13 protein-coding genes are annotated in these 17,874 nt (G+C 69.3%); 5 read left to right on the top strand and 8 right to left on the bottom strand.

The window, feature by feature from the left end; all coding sequences use genetic code 11:
• Window positions 1-283: 283 nt before the first annotated feature.
• Window positions 284-1,021: a class I SAM-dependent DNA methyltransferase gene (locus OG194_RS34010; RefSeq protein ID WP_327404593.1), complete on the bottom strand. Its 738-nt coding sequence runs from the start codon at window positions 1,019-1,021 to the stop codon at window positions 284-286.
• Window positions 1,022-1,222: 201 nt separating this feature from the next.
• Here OG194_RS34010 and OG194_RS34005 point away from each other — a divergent pair, with 201 nt between their 5' ends.
• Both OG194_RS34005 and OG194_RS34000 read left to right on the top strand, forming a co-directional pair.
• Complete coding sequence (locus OG194_RS34005; protein ID WP_327404592.1) at window positions 1,223-2,266, top strand: NAD(P)/FAD-dependent oxidoreductase; 1,044 nt, start codon at window positions 1,223-1,225, stop codon at window positions 2,264-2,266.
• Window positions 2,267-2,450: 184 nt separating this feature from the next.
• Entirely contained in the window at window positions 2,451-3,059 is a 609-nt protein-coding gene (locus OG194_RS34000; RefSeq protein ID WP_327404591.1) for a DUF4232 domain-containing protein, read from the top strand.
• Window positions 3,060-3,120: 61 nt separating this feature from the next.
• Here OG194_RS34000 and OG194_RS33995 read toward each other — a convergent pair whose 3' ends face one another.
• The 5 genes from OG194_RS33995 to OG194_RS33975 form a co-directional block, all read right to left on the bottom strand.
• Entirely contained in the window at window positions 3,121-4,497 is a 1,377-nt protein-coding gene (locus OG194_RS33995; RefSeq protein ID WP_327404590.1) for an alpha-amylase, read from the bottom strand.
• A gap of 179 nt (window positions 4,498-4,676) precedes the next feature.
• Window positions 4,677-6,410 (bottom strand): glycoside hydrolase family 13 protein, encoded by a 1,734-nt coding sequence (locus OG194_RS33990; RefSeq protein WP_327407307.1) that lies wholly within the window; start codon window positions 6,408-6,410, stop codon window positions 4,677-4,679.
• Between the two features lie 196 nt (window positions 6,411-6,606).
• Complete coding sequence (locus OG194_RS33985) at window positions 6,607-7,470, bottom strand: sugar ABC transporter permease (RefSeq protein WP_327404589.1); 864 nt, start codon at window positions 7,468-7,470, stop codon at window positions 6,607-6,609.
• Between the two features lie 13 nt (window positions 7,471-7,483).
• A complete protein-coding gene (locus OG194_RS33980; RefSeq protein ID WP_327404588.1) occupies window positions 7,484-8,488 on the bottom strand; it encodes a carbohydrate ABC transporter permease in 1,005 nt (334 codons plus the stop codon).
• A 158-nt stretch (window positions 8,489-8,646) separates the two neighbouring features.
• A complete protein-coding gene (locus tag OG194_RS33975) occupies window positions 8,647-9,921 on the bottom strand; it encodes an extracellular solute-binding protein (RefSeq protein ID WP_327404587.1) in 1,275 nt (424 codons plus the stop codon).
• 362 nt (window positions 9,922-10,283) lie between these two features.
• Between OG194_RS33975 and OG194_RS33970 the strand changes: the two genes are divergently transcribed.
• Window positions 10,284-11,318 (top strand): LacI family DNA-binding transcriptional regulator, encoded by a 1,035-nt coding sequence (locus OG194_RS33970; RefSeq protein WP_318015932.1) that lies wholly within the window; start codon window positions 10,284-10,286, stop codon window positions 11,316-11,318.
• 153 nt (window positions 11,319-11,471) lie between these two features.
• A complete protein-coding gene (locus tag OG194_RS33965) occupies window positions 11,472-12,341 on the top strand; it encodes a phosphatase PAP2 family protein (protein ID WP_327404586.1) in 870 nt (289 codons plus the stop codon).
• 425 nt (window positions 12,342-12,766) lie between these two features.
• Here the strand turns inward: OG194_RS33965 and OG194_RS33960 are convergent, their stop codons facing one another.
• Window positions 12,767-13,663: a LysR family transcriptional regulator gene (locus OG194_RS33960; protein WP_327404585.1), complete on the bottom strand. Its 897-nt coding sequence runs from the start codon at window positions 13,661-13,663 to the stop codon at window positions 12,767-12,769.
• Window positions 13,664-13,735: 72 nt separating this feature from the next.
• Between OG194_RS33960 and OG194_RS33955 the strand changes: the two genes are divergently transcribed.
• On the top strand, window positions 13,736-14,683 hold the full coding sequence (locus tag OG194_RS33955; protein WP_327404584.1) for a DMT family transporter: 948 nt from the start codon (window positions 13,736-13,738) through the stop codon (window positions 14,681-14,683).
• On the opposite strand, the gene OG194_RS33950 is transcribed toward OG194_RS33955, so the two are convergent.
• Window positions 14,671-17,670, bottom strand: a complete 3,000-nt coding sequence (locus OG194_RS33950) for a bifunctional [glutamine synthetase] adenylyltransferase/[glutamine synthetase]-adenylyl-L-tyrosine phosphorylase (RefSeq protein ID WP_327404583.1) — start codon at window positions 17,668-17,670, stop codon at window positions 14,671-14,673. The two genes, OG194_RS33955 and OG194_RS33950, sit on opposite strands and share 13 nt — an antisense overlap.
• Window positions 17,671-17,874: the final 204 nt, after the last annotated feature.

Genomic DNA, 17,874 nt, shown 5'->3' with positions numbered 1-17,874 from the left:
GGACGCGTCCCGGCAGTCGTCGCCCGACTGGAGGCGGCACTGGCCGGGCCGGAGGACCTGACCACGACACGGCTCGCCTGGGAACCGGGTGTCGCTCACGCCGTCGCGCGGGCCTGTCTCACCGAAGCGGCACGGCAGTTGATGCCCCGTCATGGGCTTGTCGCCCGCGGCGACATAGCGGAACTCCTGGAACAGTCCGGCCACGACGGGACGGCCGAGCGGCGACGCGAGCGGGTGAGAACCCTGCTGAGCCGGAAGGGCGCCCCGCGTAAACACATCTCGGTCAGCGCCGGACGGCGACGATGAACAGCCGGTCGGCGGTCTTCCGGCCGACTCCGGGTCCGATCTCGATGTCGTGGAAACCTGCCGTGGACAGACGCTCACGGAGTTCCGCCCTGCTCCACGGACGCATCGTGAAGTCGTAGCTCGACCTGCGCCGAGGCTCGTCCCTTGCGAGAAGGTCGTACTGCTCGTGAACACGCAGCAGTCCCGCCTGCCATGTGACGGTGCTGGTGAAGATCAGCAGTTTCCCCGGGCCGAGTTCCACTGTCCGTTCATGGGGCGTCCCGTCCGCGCGGGCCCGGGACCCGTGCTCGTCGCGGACGTCGAGTATCAGCAGACCGCCCTGCCGCAGACTGCTCTCGAGGGAGACGAGCACCGCGTCACGTTCGAGATCGGTGATCATGTCGTTCAGCACGCCGCGGCAGATCACCGCCTGGTAGGGCGATCCGACGTCAAGAGAGCACAGGTCGGCCTGATAGCGCCGCGCTGCGGGACACCGCTTCGCCGCCTGGTCCAGGAGAGTGACGGCCGCATCGGCGAGGTCGACACGGTGCCCTTTGGCCGCGAGGGCGGCGGCATGCCGACCGGTACCGCAGCCTGCGTCCAGCACCGACGCCGCGTAGTGGCCGGTCCGTACGAGCACGTCGTGGACCGCGTCGACCCAGGGTTCCACCGGATCAGTGATGAGCAGGTCATAGGCCGCGGCATGATCGGCGTAGAACGGTCGGGACCGACTCACCTGCGCGGAGTGTGATGTCACGCCGGACATCCTGCCCATGCCGTGAACTTCCAGTGCGCCAGGCCGTATTGGATTGCCGTGCTCTGGTGTGGGCGAGGAGAGGCTCGGCACGTCCCGTTGCACCGTCCCGGCATCGACCCGACGGTGTCTCTACGTTTACAGCCCCAGCCTGAGCGGTCGTCGACCTGCCGGAGAGATCTCATGTCAGCCGTTGTTGTCGTAGGTGCGGGAATCGTCGGCTCCTCGGTGGCCTACCACCTGGCCCGGCGAGGCGTCCCGGTCACTCTGCTTGAGCAAGGGCCGGAACCGGCCGCCGGGGTGACCGGAGACTCCTTCGCCTGGATCGGCGGCTCGGGCGGCGACTGGCCCGGCGGAGCGCGGGATCTCCGCGAGTACGTCCTGGCGGACTACCGGCGCCTGGAGAACGAGCTGCCCCAGGTCACCGTCCGAAGGACCGGCTCGCTGTCCTGGGCCGACGTACCGGCTGAGGGCTCACGGCAGTCGGGGCCGGGCCGGTTCCGCATCGGGCGAAGCGACATCGCCGCTCTGGAGCCCGACCTCCGGCACCCGCCCGACCAGGCCGTGCACACCCCGAGCGACGCGGGCGTCGACCCAACGGCCGTGTCCCGCGCACTCGTTGAAGCCGCCGGTGCCCACGGAGCGACCGTGCTCCATGACACCGAGGTCACCTCCTTGCGCGTGAGCAACGGGCGCGTCGAGGGAGTCCTGACATCGACCGGGCTCCACCCCGCCACCACCGTCGTACTCACGGCCGGAACCGCCGTCCCCCGACTGTGCGAGCGGCTACCGGCCGACCTGGCCATCGCCGCCTCCCCGGCCACCCTCGCGCGGGTCGCAGCGCCCCCGGGCCTGGTCAGGACCATCGTGGCGAGCCCTGATTTCGAGGTCCGAGAGGTACGGGACGGCCACCTCCTGCTGGTCGTGCCGCAGGCCGAAGGCACGGCGCGAAACCGTGAGCGGGCCGCGCAGGACGCGTTCCGGCACCTCAAGACGGCCTTCCGAGGAAGCGACGGATGCCGCCTGCTGGGGCACCGCACCAGCAGCCGCCCCATGCCCGCGCACGGACCCGTCATCGGGTACGCGACACACGACCGGTCCGTCTACGTCGCCGTCATGCACTCCGCCGTCACCCTGGCGCCCACCGTCGGACGACTCGTCGCGGACGAACTCGTGACCGGCAGACCGGCTCCCGAGCTACGGCGGTGCCGACCGCGCGTCCACTGACCTCACACGGCCTGACATCACACGGACCGCCATCACAGGGACCGCTCCACGGCGGCACGCGGATTCTCTTACCTTCTCCCGCGAACAAATCCGCGACACCACGCATCGAACCTTGTGTACGGCACCAGAACGACGGTGCGGGCCGCAGACCACGGCCCGCGAAGCAGGAGTGGGGACCATCACCGTGAACGAGCACCTGAACACCACCGACCAGCCCGGCACCGCCAAGCACCGCCACCGCGCGGACCGACGCTTCGGGCGCACGATGATCGGCCTGGGCGCCGTCGTCGGTCTGGGGCTCGCGGCCTGGGCGGGTACCGCGAACGCCGCGACCTCCAGTGGTACGGCGACCGCGAAGGCGACCCCGACCTGCTCCGCCGCCGCGCTCAAGGCGACCTACGGCCAGCAGCTCGGCGGTGGCATGAACCACGCGGGCATCGTCATCAGGCTGCGCAACCTCAGCGGCAAGACCTGTGCGCTGCGCGGTTACCCCGGCCTGGGCCTGGAGAGCTCCGCCCACAAGAAGCTCACGACCCACACCACCTGGGGCAACACCTGGTACGCGCACAACCCCGGCAAGAAGACCCTCACCCTCAAGGACGGCGAGAGCGCCGAGGCCGTCGTCGCCTGGACCCACGCCAACACCGGCACGTCGGGCGCGGTCCACGCCGGCTACCTGGAGATCACCCCGCCCGCCTCCACCCAGCACAAGACCCTGGCCCTCCCCCAGTGGGTCGACCACGGCGACCTCTCGGTCACCGCGCTGGCGAAGCACATCACCGTCAACTCCTGATCCCCCACGGGCCGGACGGCGGCGACGTGCCCCCTCGCGCCGCCGCCGTCCAACACCGGGATCAGCAGCTCGACTTGCCCGAGTAGATCGCCAACGCCGTGTTCGAACCCAGCGTCGCCGTGAACTGCCCGCTGGAGTTCACGGTCACCGACGTGTTGTTCTGGACGTTGCAGTACGTGCCCGCGGCGAGAGACGTCTGGTACGTCTGCGTCAGCGACGACGTCTCGTGGTTGATGGCGACGTAGCCCTTGCTGCCGCGGCCGAACGCGATCGCGTCGTTGCCGTCGTCCCACCAGTTGGTGAGGGACTGGCCGCTCGTCGCGTTGCGGAAGGCGACCATGGACTTGATCTCCGGCCAGGCGTGCTGGCACTTCCAGCCGTCCTGCCAACAGGCCGTCACCGAGCCGCCGTTGGGCGGGCCGGCGTCCGCGTCCGTCCACTCGTAGCCGGAGTTGATGTCGGGGGCGCCGTAGGGGTAGGCGAGCATGAAGACGTTGGCCAGGGTGTAGTTGGCGCCGTCCTTGTAGTTCAACGTGCTGCCGTTGCGCTCTGTGTCGTGGTTGTCGACGAAGACTCCCGCGACCGAGCTGCTCAGGTAGCCCCAGCCCTCGCCGTAGTTCTTCAGGTAGGCGAGGTTCTCGTTGTTGAAGACGCGCTTGAGGTCGTAGGCGTAGCGGAACTCCTGGACGTCGCCGTTGCCGGTGTACTCGGTGGGCTGGACGGCCTCGCCGGCACCGTAGATGACCTCCTGCTTCCAGTACGCGGAGGGGTTGCTCAGGCGGGACTTGATGTTCGCGAGGTCGGTCGCCGGGATGTGCTTGGCCGCGTCGATGCGGAAGCCGTCGGCGCCGTAGCCGAGGAGGGTGTTCATGTAGCCGGCGATGGTGGCGCGGACGTACTCCTCGCCGGTGTCCAGGTCGGCCAGGCCGACGAGTTCGCAGTTCTGGACGTTGGCGCGGTTGGTGTAGTCGCTGACCGTCGACGTGCAGTCGTCCATGTCGTACGAGGAGTACAGGCCGGGGTAGTTGTACTTCGTGTACGACGAACCGCCGGTGCCGGTGCCGCTGCCCGCCGACATGTGGTTGATGACCGTGTCGACGACGACCTTCACGCCCGCCGCGTGACACGTGTTGATCATGTTCTGGAAGGCCGTGGCGTCGCCGAGCCGGCCCGCGATCTTGTAACTCACCGGCTGGTACGACGTCCACCACTGCGAGCCCTGTATGTGCTCGGCGGGCGGGGATACCTGGACGTAGCCGTAACCGGCGGGGCCGAGGGTGTTGGTGCACTCCTTGGCGACCGAGGCGAAGTTCCACTCGAAGAGGACGGCGGTGACGTCCTTGGTGCCGGGCGGGGAGGCGTGTGCGGTGCCGGGCACCAGGAGGGCCGTCGCGGCGGCGAGGGCGCAAGCTCCTGCAAGTGATCTGCTGTTGACCATGCGGGGTTCCTTCTCCGTTGAAGGTTCTTGACAGTTCTTGCTGAAACACCGTGGAAACCTTGCAGTCGCCCAGATGTTAGAGGCCCGCCGCCCAAAAGGGCAGCGGGCCGTGTGAAGTTGCTGCAAGAACTTCCCGTGGCGGAGCGGAAGTTGCGGAGCTATGGGCTACAGAGTGGTGGTTACGGAGTGGTGGTCCACCAGACCGTCGTGTCGGCCGGCAGCTTCGCCTCGCCTGCCACCTCGGTCACCTCACCGCTCGCCAGCAGGAGACGACCGTACGCCGATGTCGTCACCGACTCCCCGCTCGTGTTCGCGACACACACGAACTCCCCACGCCGGAAGGCGAGTACACCCTCGGGCGCCCGCAGCCAGTCCACCGAGTCACCCGCGCCGAGGTCGGGCTGGGTGCGGCGGGCGGCGAGCGCGGCCCGGTACAGCTCCAGCGTCGAACCGGCCGTCCCGGTCTGCGCCTCGATGCTCAACTCGCCCCAGCCGTCCGGCTGCGGAAGCCAACTCCCGCCGTCTCCGAAGCCGTACGACGATCCGTCACGCGTCCACGGGATCGGCACCCGGCACCCGTCCCGGAAGCCGTCCTGGCCCGCGCCCCTGAAGTACGCGGGGTCCTGGCGGACTTCGTCCGGGAGGTCGACGACGTCGGGCAGGCCGAGTTCCTCGCCCTGGTAGACGTACGCCGAGCCGGGCAGCGCCAGCATCAGGAGCGATGCCGCGCGGGCTCGGCGCAGGCCCAGTTCCCGGTCGCCCGCCAGGCGGATCTGGGTGCCGAGGCCGGGCGGGTTGGCGAAGCGGGTGGCGTGCCGGGTGACGTCGTGGTTGGAGAGGACCCAGGTGGCGGGGGCGCCTACCGGGCGCATGGCCTCCAGGGTGCGGTCGATGACCGTACGGAGTTCCGCCGCGTCCCAATCCGTCGACAGGTACTGGAAGTTGAAGGCCTGGTGGAGTTCGTCCGGGCGGACGTAGTTCGCCGTCCGCTCGACGGTCGGGGTCCACGCCTCGGCCACGAAGATGCGCCCGCCCGTCTCCCGCCCCCGCCCTTCCAAGGAAGGCCCTTCGGGCCCCAACATATTTCCCGCGTACTCGTCGAGGACCGTGCGCCACTGGCGGTAGACGTCGTGCACGCCGTCCTGGTCGAAGAACGGCATGACATCGTTGCCCAGCAGCTTGAGTTGCTCGTGCGAGCCGAGGTCGGGCAGCCCCTCCGCCTTCACGAGACCGTGGGCCACGTCGATGCGGAAGCCGTCGACTCCGATGTCCAGCCAGAAGCGGAGGATCGAGCGGAACTCGTCGCCCACCGCCGGGTGTTCCCAGTTGAAGTCGGGCTGCTCGGGGGCGAAGAGGTGCAGGTACCACTCCCCCGCCGAGCCGTCGGGTTCGGTGACCCGGGTCCAGGCCGGGCCGCCGAAGATGGACTCCCAGTCGTTGGGCGGGAGTTCGCCGTGCTCGCCCTTGCCGGGGCGGAAGTGGTAGCGCTCCCGCAGCGGCGAACCGGGGCCTTCCCTCAACGCCCGCTTGAACCACTCGTGTTGGTCCGAGGAGTGGTTCGGGACGAGGTCGACGATGATGCGCAGGCCGAGCCCGTGGGCGTCCCGGATCAGCGCGTCGGCGTCGAGCAGGTTCCCGAACATCGGGTCCACGGCACGGTAGTCGGCGACGTCGTAGCCGGCGTCCGCCTGCGGGGAGGCGTAGAACGGGCTGAGCCAGACGGCGTCGATCCCGAGGTCCCGCAGATACGGAAGCCGGGCGCGGACGCCCTCCAGGTCGCCCATGCCGTCGCCGTTGCTGTCGGCGAAGCTGCGGGGGTAGACCTGGTAGATCACCGCGTCCCGCCACCAGTCGCGGTGACGGTTGATGGTGACGGTGGCGGGGGCCGGTGCGGCGGACTGCTGCTGGCTCATGGCGTCCTTGATGCGTAACTGGTTTTCGGTCATGGGGAGTTGGTGACGAGGCGACCGCGGTGATAGCGGGGTCGGATGACCACCACGGCCGCCCCGGGTATCAGGGGGGCTTGGGGGGCAGTGCCCCCCAAAAGGGGCGCGGGGAACTGCGCGACCAGCCCCCACGCACCCGCGGACAACAACGAAACCGGATTTTCTAGCCCTTCGTGCCACCCGCGGTAAGCCCGGTGACCAGGTTCTTCTGCACTAGGTAGAAGAACGCGGCGACCGGTATCGCGATCAACACCGCCGTCGCAGCCATCAGGTTGCGTTGCGCGTCGTGCTCGCTCACGAACGTCTGCAACCCGACCGCGAACGTGTACTTCGTGTCGGACAGCATGAACGTCGAGGCGAACGCGACCTCGCCGAAGGCCGTGAGGAAGCTGTAGAACGCGGCGACCGCCAGGCCCGGCTTGGCGAGCGGCAGGATCAGTCGCAGGAACGTGCCGAAGGGGTTCAGCCCGTCGACGCGTCCGGCCTCGTCGATCTCGAACGGGATCGTGTCGAAGTAGCCCTTGAGCAGCCAGGCGCAGTAGGGCACGGCGGTCGAGCAGTAGACGAGGATGAGACCAAGGTAGCTGTCGATGAGCTGTAGGTCGGCCAGAATCTGGTACATCGGCACGATGAGTACCGCTATCGGGAACATCTGGGTGACCAGCAGCACCCACATGAACTTCCGGTAGCCGGGGAAGCGCATGCGCGAAACCGCGTAGCCGGTGCTCGCGGCGATGGTCACGCCGATGACCGTGGTGCCGAGCGAGACGATCAGCGAGCTCTTCAACCAGTCGAAGAATCCGGTGTGTTGGAGGACGAACGAGTAGTTGTCGAACGTCATCTTCTTCCAGATGCCGGCCGGGTGGAGATAGTCGTCCGAGTCCGGGCCGAGGGAGAGGAAGACCAGCCAGGCGATCGGGAACAGCGCGATCAGGCTCGCGACGATCAGGATGCCGTGCGAGCCGAGAGTGCCGGCGCGGCTCAACTCGCCCCGGCGGCGGGTCCGTTCGGGTGTCGTGGTGCTCATGGGGACTCCTGCCTCAGATCGCGAGCTGTTGGTCATTGCGGTTCAGCCAGCGGCGGTAGAAGGAGGTGAAGACGATCAGGATGGCCAGCAGCAGGATGCCGTAGGCGGCCGACTGGGCGAATTCGCGCGGCTGTTGGCCGAAGCCGAGGAAGTACGACCAGGTGACCAGGATCTGGGCGTCGGGCGCGGTGTTGCCGAACAGCAGGAAGATCACGGCGAATTGGTTGAAGGTCCAGATCACACCGAGCAGGACGACGGTGGAACTGACCGACCTCAGGCCCGGGAGAGTGACGTAGCGGAAGCGCTGCCAGGGGCTCGCGCCGTCCATCTCGGCGGCCTCGTAGAGCGAGGCGTCGATGGACTGGAGGCCGCCGAGCAGCGAGACCATCATGAACGGCACACCGCACCAGGTGTTGACCATGATCGCGGCGAACCGCTGCCAGAACGTGCTCTCCAGCCAGTCGGGTTGGGGCAGATGCAGGCTGTGCAGCGCGGAGTTGATGATGCCGCCGTCGGCGAGCATGAAGCGCCAGCCGAAGACCGTGACGAAGGTGGGGACGGCCCACGGCAGGATCAGGATCAGGCGGTACAGGGTGCGGGCGCGCAGCTTCTGGTTGAGCAGGAGCGCCAGGGAGAGGCCCACCGTGTAGTGGAGGGCTACGCAGAGCCCGGTCCAGACGATCGTCCAGATGAAGTGCGACCAGAAGCGGTCGTACGACGTCGGGCCGAACAGGATGTCCTTGTAGTTGTCGAGCCCGATGAACTTGTAGGTGGCGTCGATGTGGTTGACGCCGATCGTGCGCGCGGTGTTGAGGCTGTCGGCGTCGGTGAGCGTCAAGTAGAGGCCGTACACCAGCGGGTAGAGCACGAGGACGCCGAGCACGACGACCACGGGGATGATCATCGCGTACGCGTACCAGTGCTTCTGGTAGGCGTACTTGAGGCGGCTGCCGGGGCCGGGTCGGGGGGCGCGGTCACCGTGGCGCTTGCCGGTCGCGCGGTCGATGGCGACTGTCATGGTTCGTTCGACACCTTCTGGAGGACCTTCTGGAAGTTCAAGCGGGTACGGCGAGTTCGAGGGCTACGGCAAGTTCGCGGGCTACGGCGGCGCGTGCCGATGGCCGTCGGATCCGTCCCCCCAGTTCCTGATCCGGCGGATCCGACGGCCGTGCGGGGCTACTTGCTGAAGTCCGGGACCAGCTTGGCGATCGCCAGCTCGGCGTTGCTCAGGCCCTTGTCGAGGGACTCCTTGCCACCGGCGACCTTGGGCAGTTCGGTGTCCAACGGGCCCCACAGGGAGCTGTATTCGGCGAGCGCCGGGCGCGGCTGGGCGGCGCCGAGCACGCTCTGGTAGCCGGCGATGCCCGGGTCGGACTTGACGGCGGCGGTGTAGGCGTCGTCGCGGGTCGGCAGCGTCGAGTTCTTCAGCGCGATCGTCGACTGGGAGGCCGCGGAGGTCATGAAGTTGACGAACTTCAGGGCCGCCTTCTGGTGCGCGGAGTCCGAGCCGGCGTAGACCGAGAGGTTGTGACCGCCGGTCGGGGCGCCGGACTTGCCGGTGGAGCCGGCCGGGATCGTGGCGATGCCGAGGTTGGACTTGTCCTTGAAGGCCGAGCCCTTGTAGAAGTTCGTGATCTCCCAGGGGCCCTGGATGATCGCGGCGACCTTGCCGTTGACGAACGCGTCCTGGATGTGGGCGTAGGCGTCCGCGGTGGTGTCTGCCTTGTGCAGGCCGGTGCCGGAGAAGAGGCTCAGCCAGGTGCCGTAGGCCTTCTTCGCGGCGGCGGAGTCCACGGTGATCTTCTTCGCGGAGGCGTCGACGGTGTCGGTGCCCTCGCCGTAGAGGAAGGTCTGCGCGTAGTAGGCCTGGGTGGAGCCCCAGTAGCCGTCGACCTTCGCCTTGGCCTTGATCGTCGCCGCGTCGGTCTTCAACTCGTCCCAGGTGGTGGGCGCCTGGGTGATGCCGGCCTGCTTGAAGAGGGCCTTGTTGTAGACGAGCGCGAGGGTGTCGGTGACCAGCGGCACGCCGTACGTCTTGCCGTCGTACTGGGCCTGCGTGATCAGGTTCGACTTGAACTTGGCCTGGTCCGCGAGGGCTTCGGTGCCGTCCAGCGGCAGGAAGTAGCCCTTCTTCGCGAAGGCGGGGGTCCAGCCGACCTCCGAACGCAGCACGTCCGGGGCGCCCTTGGAGCCGGCGGCGGTGTCGAACTTGTTCTGCGCCTGGTCGAAGGGCACGTTGACGTACTTGACCTTGACGTTCTTGTTGGCCGCCTCGAACTTGGCGACCAAGGCCTTGTACGTGGGTGCCTCATTGGTGGCGTTCGAGGTGTCCCACCAGGTGATGGTGACCGGCCCGTCGGACTTGCCGCTGCCACTGTCACTGCCGCCGCAGGCCGTCGCCGCGAGGGCGATGGACGCCACCAGCGCGGTGGCCGCTATGCCACGCCGCATGAGTTCTCCTTGAGGGTGAAAGCCCGTGAGGTGCAGGGCAGCGGTCCCGTCCGCCGCCCTGTCGACTTGCCGACTGCGCCGTTGCGTCCGCCGGGCGTCGCCGAACGTAACAGCGATGCAAGCCCGGCGAAAGTCCTTGCTGCAAAAAACTGCAAGACGGCCCGAGAGTTACTCGTCCGTGACCTCTCCTCGACCCCCGCGAAACCCAGCACTGGTGCGGCTGAGCGGGCAGGGGGACACTTGTGCAAGACTCTGCAAGCTCTTGCCGCATGCCGTACGTCGACCAGCAGCCGACCAGAACACGAGGGATCGCGATGACGCAGCAACCCGCAGCGCGCCGACGGCCGGTACAGTCCACTCCCGTGACCACACGGCTTGCCGACATCGCCGCCCAGGCGGGGGTGAGCGAAGCGACCGTCAGCCGCGTCCTCAACGGCAAGCCTGGCGTCGCCGCCACCACCCGTCAGTCCGTCCTCGCCGCGCTCGACGTGCTCGGCTACGAACGTCCGGTACGGCTGCGGCAGCGCAGCGAGGGCCTGGTGGGCCTGATAACACCGGAGTTGGAGAACCCGATATTCCCCGCCCTGGCGCAGGTCATCGGCCAGGCGCTGACCCGGCAGGGCTACACACCGGTGCTCGCCACCCAGACCCCGGGCGGCTCCACGGAGGACGAGCTGACCGAGATGCTCGTCGACCGCGGCGTCGCGGGCATCATCTTCGTCTCCGGACTGCACGCGGACACCTCCGCCGACATGCAGCGCTACGAGCAACTCCGGGCGCAGGGCGTGCCGTTCGTGCTCGTGGACGGGTTCTCGCCGAAGGTGCAGGCGCCGTTCATCTCCCCCGACGACCGCGCGGCGATGACCCTCGCCGTCACCCACCTCGTCTCGCTCGGGCACACCCGCATCGGGCTGGCGCTGGGCCCCAAGCGGTTCGTACCCGTACAACGCAAGATCGAGGGCTTCGTCCGCACGATGCAGGACCAACTGGCCCTGACCGCCGAGGACGTGGAGACCCGGCTCGTGCAGCACTCGCTGTACACGCTGGAGGGCGGGCAGGCCGCGGCCGCCGCGCTGATCGACCGCGACTGTACGGCGGTGGTGTGCGCGAGCGACATGATGGCGCTCGGTGCGATCCGGGCGGCGCGGCAGCGGGGTCTCGATGTCCCCAAGGACGTCTCCGTGGTCGGTTTCGACGACTCCCCCCTGATCGCGTTCACCGATCCACCGCTGACGACGATCCGCAAGCCGGTGCCGGCGATGGGACAGGCGGCCGTGCGGACGCTGTTGGAGGAGATCGGCGGGACGCCTGCCCCGCACAGCGAGTTCGTGTTCATGCCGGAACTGGTGGTGCGCGGGTCCACGGCTTCGGCGCCCGGGGACCGGAACCGTCCCTGACTCCTCCCCGAATCGTCCCTAAGGGGGAGGAAACGCGGCTGCGTCCAGTGCGCTGGTAGTAGTCCGAGGCCTCTTCTCGTCGTAGAACATGCGAGCCGGACCCGACCAAGGGATGATCGGTCGCGGAAGCCTTTTCTGGCAGACTTCGTGTCTATGGGTGAGACCACCGTGACGACATTGGAAGGCCGTGAAGAAGCCGTTCCGAGCCCCGTCGCGGACGCCGCGGGGCAGGGTTTTCTGCGGCGGTTGCGCCGGTTGCGGACTCCGCGCCGGCCCCGGCTGTGGTTCGAGATCCTGCTGATCGCGGTGAGTTACTGGACGTACTCACAGATCCGCAACGCGGTCCCGGAGCAGAAGACCGAGGCGCTGCGGAACGCCGACTGGATCTGGCGCGTCGAGCACCATCTCGGCATCGCCGTCGAGCAGTCGGTCAACCACGCCGTGAACTCGGTGACTTGGCTGATCGTCGGCATGAACTACTACTACGCCACACTGCACTTCGTGGTGACGCTGGGTGTCCTGGTGTGGCTGTTCCGCAGCCATCCGGGCCGGTACGCGGCGACCCGCCTCGTCCTCTTCGCGACGACGGCCGTGGCCCTGGTCGGCTACTACTTCTTCCCGCTGGCCCCGCCGCGCCTCATGAACGGCGGCCACTTCGTCGACACCGTCATGGTCCACCAGACCTGGGGTTCGATGGCGTCGGGCGACCTGAAACACGTGTCGAACCAGTACGCCGCGATGCCGTCCATGCACATCGGCTGGTCCCTGTGGTGCGGCCTGACGATCTTCACCCTGGCGAAACTCCCCTGGGTCCGCATCCTGGGCCTCCTCTACCCGGCCCTGACCCTCCTGGTCATCGTCTCCACGGCCAACCACTTCTGGCTCGACGCGGTGGGCGGCATGCTCTGCCTGACCTTCGGCTTCCTGGTCTCCCGGCTCTGGTACGGAGCGTTTCCGTATGCCTTGCCGAGGACGGTGGCGGTGCGGGGGGCGGGCGGGGCCTGGTTGCCCACGAAGGCGTGAGCGCTCCGCTGGGTGCGTCGGGCTGCGTGGCCTGCATGGGCTGCGTGGGATGCGTGGGATGCGTGCGCTGCGTGGATATGCGGCTTCGCCGCGGGGCCGGAATCTGCGGTCGTTCCAGTGCCGCGCCGTCGTGGCTGATCGCGCCCACGCGGCGGAGCCGCAGATCGACACAGCCCCGCGCCCCTATAGGGCGCTGCCGCGTCCCGCAGGGCCGGCTGTGGCGGTGCCGTCTCCCGGACGGCCGCGTGGATGATCCGTACGATCACGGCCGCACTGCCGTCGTTCCACTGCCGCGCCGTCGTGGCTGGTCGCGCCCACGCGGCGGAGCCGCAGATCGACACAGCCCCGCGCCCCTTTAGGGCGCTGCCGCGCCCCGCAGGACCGGCTGTGGCGGAGCCGTAGATCGACACAGCCCCGTACCCCCTTTAGGGCGCTGCCGCGTCCCGCAGCGCACGTAGGAACGCCCGTAGGGCCGGCTGTGGTGGTGCCGTCTCCCGGACGGCCGCGTGGATGGTCCGTACGGGCTCCGGGTCCCGTACGACCCGTACGACCACGTCGGGATGGCGGCTGCCGAGGCCCAGGCGGGGAATCAGGGTCACCCCGAGGCCCGCCGCGACGAAACCCTGAGCTGTCATGTAGTCCTCGCTCTGGACCGCGAACCGCGGCCGGAACCCCGCCGCCTCGCACGCGTCGAGTTGGGCGTCGAGACACGGTCCCGGCCACTCGCTGCCGACCCAGGGCTCCTCGGCCAGTTCCCCCAGTTTCACGCTCCGCCGTGCCGCCAGCCGGTGCCCCTTGGGCAGGACGGCGAGATACGGATCGTCGAGCAGCTTCACGAGCCGTACGCCCTCGTAGCCCCCGGACACTCCGGACGCCCCGACCACGAGCGCGACATCCGCCCGCCCCTCCTTCACCTCGGGCAACGGATCCACGGGGTCGGTGAGCTTCAACTCCAGCTGGACTCCGGGGTGTTCGGCACGGAGCCGGGCCACGGCGGGGGCGACCAGGGCGGCGCCGGCGGTGGCGAAATAGCGGACCGTGAGGCGTCCCGTGCGCCCGGCCACCAGGTCCGCCAGCGCCGTCTCCGCCTCGGCGACCTGCCGCCCGATCACGTCCGCGTACCCGGTGAGCAGCAACCCGGCCGCCGTGGGCCGCACCCCGCGCCCGACCCGCTCCAGCAGCGCGGTCCCGGCCTCCTTCTCCAGCGCCCCGACCTGCTGGCTGACGGCAGAGGGCGTGTACCCGAGCTGGGCCGCCGCCCCGGTCACCGACCCACACCCGACCACGGCTCGTAGTACCTGCATGCGTCGCACATCAAGCATGTAGGAGAGGTTAACAGTCACTGTAGAATCGTTCGCTTGTCCTGCACGGTCCAGCTGCCCGACCGTGGACCCATGCAGCCCGCCTCGACAGTCCGCATGGCCGTGCTCGCCCTCCTGTGGGGGTCGGGCTTCCTCTGGATCAAGCTCGCCCTGAACCACGGCCTCTCCCCCGCCCAGATCACGATCACCCGCTGCGCCCTCGGCACGCTGATACTTCTTGCGCTTGCCCGCTCGGCCGGTCAGCGTCTGCCCCGCGACCGCACGACCTGGGGCCGTCTGGCGGTGGCCGCCCTGTTCTGCAACGCCATCCCCTTCGCCATGTTCAGCATCGGCGAGCAGACCGTCGACTCCGGCATCGCGGGCGTCCTGAACGCCACAACTCCCTTGTGGTCCCTGCTGATCGGCGTCGCACTGGGCACAGACCGCGGCCTCGGCCGCACCCGCCTGACCGGACTCCTGCTCGGCTTCGCGGGCACGATCCTGATCTTCGCCCCCTGGCGCCGCTCGGGCCTCCTCACCTGGGGCGCCCTGGCCCTCCTGGGCGCCGCCGCGAGCTACGCCGTGGCCTTCGCGTACATGGCCCGCAAACTCACCGCCGGCCAGGCCCCGTTGGCGACATCGGCGGCGCAGCTGATGGCGGCAACAGCTTGGACCACGCTCGCCGTACCGGCTTCTGGCCCCGTACACCCCGACCTCACGGCCCTGCTCGCGGTGACGGCCCTCGGCGTCCTCGGCACGGGCGTGACCTTTTACCTCAACTACCGCCTGATAGCGGACGAGGGCGCCACGAGCGCCGCAACGGTCGGATATCTACTGCCAGTTGTGTCGGTGACGCTGGGCGCGGTGCTGCTCGACGAGACAGTAGGCCTACGCGTGATCGCAGGCATGGCAGTGGTCCTGGCGGGCGTAGCCCTGACAAGACCCGGCCCTGTGAAGGCTTTTGCTTTTAGGGGCGCGGGGAACTGGGCGACCAGCCCCCACCGGCGGTCAGCCAAAAAACAACCCTCTCAGGCGCCGTAGAACAACACGTCCACCACACCACGCGCCCGACGGGTAGTACGCCGATAGTCATCCAACATGTCCCCCACATGCCCCGGCCCGTACCCCAAGTACCGCCCCACGGCAGCCAGTTCACGCGGGTCGGACGGAAACGTGTCCCCGGCCCGCCCGCGCACCAACATCACCGCGTTACGAACCCGGGTGGCCAACACCCAAGCCTCGTCCAGTATCGAAGCGTCCTCGACGGAGATCAGCTCGGCCGCACAAGCCGCGGCAAGCCCCGCCCGGGTACGCGTCGTACGCAACCCCGGCTCCGCCCACCCGTGCCGCAACTGCATGAGCTGCACGGTCCACTCGACGTCGGACAGCCCCCCACGCCCCAACTTGGTATGCAGAGTCGGGTCGGCCCCGCGAGGCAGCCGCTCGGACTCCATCCGGGCCTTCAACCGCCGGATCTCCCGTACGGCGTCATCGCCCAGACCCTCCGCCGGATACCGCAGAGGATCGATCAGCTCGATGAACCGCCGCCCCAACTCCCCGTCCCCGGCGACAGGTTCGGCCCGCAACAACGCCTGCGACTCCCAGACCAGGGACCACCGGCGGTAGTACGCCTCGTAGGAGTTCAACGACCGTACGAGCGGCCCCGACTTGCCCTCGGGACGCAGGTCCGCGTCGATCAGCAGCGGCGGGTCCGAGCTGGCGACCTGAAGCAGTCGGCGCATCTCGGAGACGACCTTGTTCGCCGCGTCGGAGGCCTCGCGCTCGGGCACGCCCTCGCGGGGTTCGTGCACGAACAGGACGTCCGCGTCGGAGCCGTAGCCCAGTTCGTGGCCGCCGAAGCGGCCCATGCCGATGACGGCGAAGCGGGTGGGGAGGGTGTCGCCCCAGCCCGCGCGGACGACCGCGCGCAGGGTGCCGGCGAGGGTCGCGGCGGTGAGGTCGGAGACGGCGCTGCCGACCCGGTCGACGAGGGCGCCCTGGTCGGCCTCGGCGGGCTGGGTCTCGGTGCCGTAGGAGCCGACGATGTCGAAGGCGGCCGTACGGAAGAGTTCGCGGCGGCGGACTCCTCGGGCGAAGGTGACGGCCTGGACGGCGTCGTCGGCGCGGCCGACCGCGGCCAGTATCTCCTGGTCCAGGTGGGCGCGTTCGCGGGGTTCGAGGCCGCTCCCGCCGTCGCCGTCGCCGAGGAGGGCGACCGCTTCGGGGGCGCGCATGAGGAGGTCGGGGGCGAGGCGGCCGGCCGAGAGGACGCGGGCGAGGTTCTCGGCTGCGGCGCCCTCGTCCCTCAACAGCCGTAGGTACCAAGGGGTCTTGCCGAGCGCGTCGGACACCTTGCGGAAGTTGAGGAGGCCCGCGTCCGGGTCGGCGGAGTCCGCGAACCAGCCCAACAGGACGGGCAGCAGGGTGCGTTGGATGGCGGCCTTGCGGGTGACGCCGGAGGCGAGGGCCTCGATGTGGCGGAGGGCCGCCGCGGGGTCGATGTAGCCGAGGGCGACCAGCCGTTCGCGGGCCGCCTGGGGGCTCAACCTGGTCTCGCCGGGGGCGAGTTGGGCGACCGCGTCGAGCAGCGGGCGGTAGAAGAGCTTCTCGTGCAGACGTCGCACGACGGTGGCGTGCCGCTTCCACTCGCGGTTCAACTCGGCGACCGGGTCGGTGCGCAGGCCCATCGAGCGGCCGAGGCGGCGCTGGTCGGCCTCCTCGACGGGGACGAGGTGGGTGCGGCGCAACCGGTAGAGCTGGATGCGGTGTTCCATCGTGCGCAGGAAGCGGTAGGCGTCGTCGAGGCGGGCGGCGTCCTCGCGGCCGACGTAGCCGCCCGCGGCGAGGGCATCGAGGGCGACGAGCGTGGTGCCGCTGCGCAGCGAGGTGTCGGCGCGGCCGTGCACCAACTGGAGGAGCTGGACGGCGAATTCGACGTCCCGGAGGCCACCGGGGGCGAGCTTCAGTTCGCGGTCGATCTCGGCGGCGGGGATGTTCTCGACGACCCGGCGGCGCATCTTCTGCACGTCGGTGACGAAGTTCTCGCGCTCGGCCACCTTCCACACGAGGGGTTCGAGCGCGTCGACGTACTCCTGGCCGAGCCCGAGGTCGCCGGCCACCGGGCGGGCCTTGAGCAGGGCCTGGAACTCCCATGTCTTGGCCCAGCGTTGGTAGTAGGCGAGGTGGCTGGCGAGGGTGCGGACCAGCGGGCCGTTGCGGCCCTCGGGGCGCAGATTCGCGTCGACGGGCCAGATGGATCCCTCGACGGTGGTCTCGGAACAGATCCGCATCATGTGCGCGGCGAGCTTGGTGGCCGCGCGGACCGCCTTGCCCTCGTCGGCGCCCTCGACGGCCTCGCCGACGAAGATGACGTCGACGTCGGAGATGTAATTCAGCTCGTGGCCACCGCACTTGCCCATCGCGATCACCGCGAGCCGGCACAGCGCGGCGTCGTCGGGCGCGGCGGTGCTCGCGATGGCGAGGGCGGCGCGGAGGGTGGCGGTCGCGAGGTCGGCGAGTTCGGCGGCGGTCTGCGCGAGGTCGGTGGTGCCGCACACGTCACGGGCGGCGATGGACAGCAGGCAGCGGCGGTAGGCGACGCGCAGGGCGACGGGGTCGGTGGCCTCGGCGAGTCCGCGCTCGAACTCCTCCACCCCGGGGTGGAGGTCGCGGGGCTCGTACATCACGAGGGCGTGCCAGTCGCGCGGGTGCCGGGCGAGGTGATCCCCCAGGGCGGCGGAGGCGCCGAGCACGCCGAGCAGCCGGTCGCGCAAGGGCTTCGCCGCGATCAGGGTGTCCAGCAGCTCGCGACGGGGGGTGTCCTCGGGCTGCGCCTCCAGCAGCCGTACCAGACCCTGAAGGGCCAGGTCGGGGTCGGCGGTGGCGCCCAGCGCCTCCAGCAGGACCGGGTCGTTCCTTATCGGCGCCAGCTCCGCGCTCTCCAGGAGCCGCTCGGCGGCCGAGGGATCGGTGAAACCGTGCCGCAGCAGTCGCGTGAAGGTGCTGCTCCTGCGCCCCGGCGCCGTCATCCTCGGCCTCCCTCGGATCTGGGTCGTGCGGATCAGGGTCGTACGGATCTAGCTCGTACGGAGGCCGTACGGGATCTAGGTCGTACCGTCCCGAGCCTAACCGCAGGTGCGGGCGGTGGCGCCGGGGCGTGCGGCGATGAGTTCTGGAGGGGTACGGGGTCTGCCCCGTAGGACCCGGGACGGACCGACACGGACGGACACAGG

This window comes from Streptomyces sp. NBC_01288 (assembly GCF_035982055.1).
Classification (GTDB): Bacteria; Actinomycetota; Actinomycetes; order Streptomycetales; family Streptomycetaceae; genus Streptomyces.
Note: the sequence above shows the minus strand (reverse complement) of the source record. Positions and strands in the feature narration are given on the sequence as shown.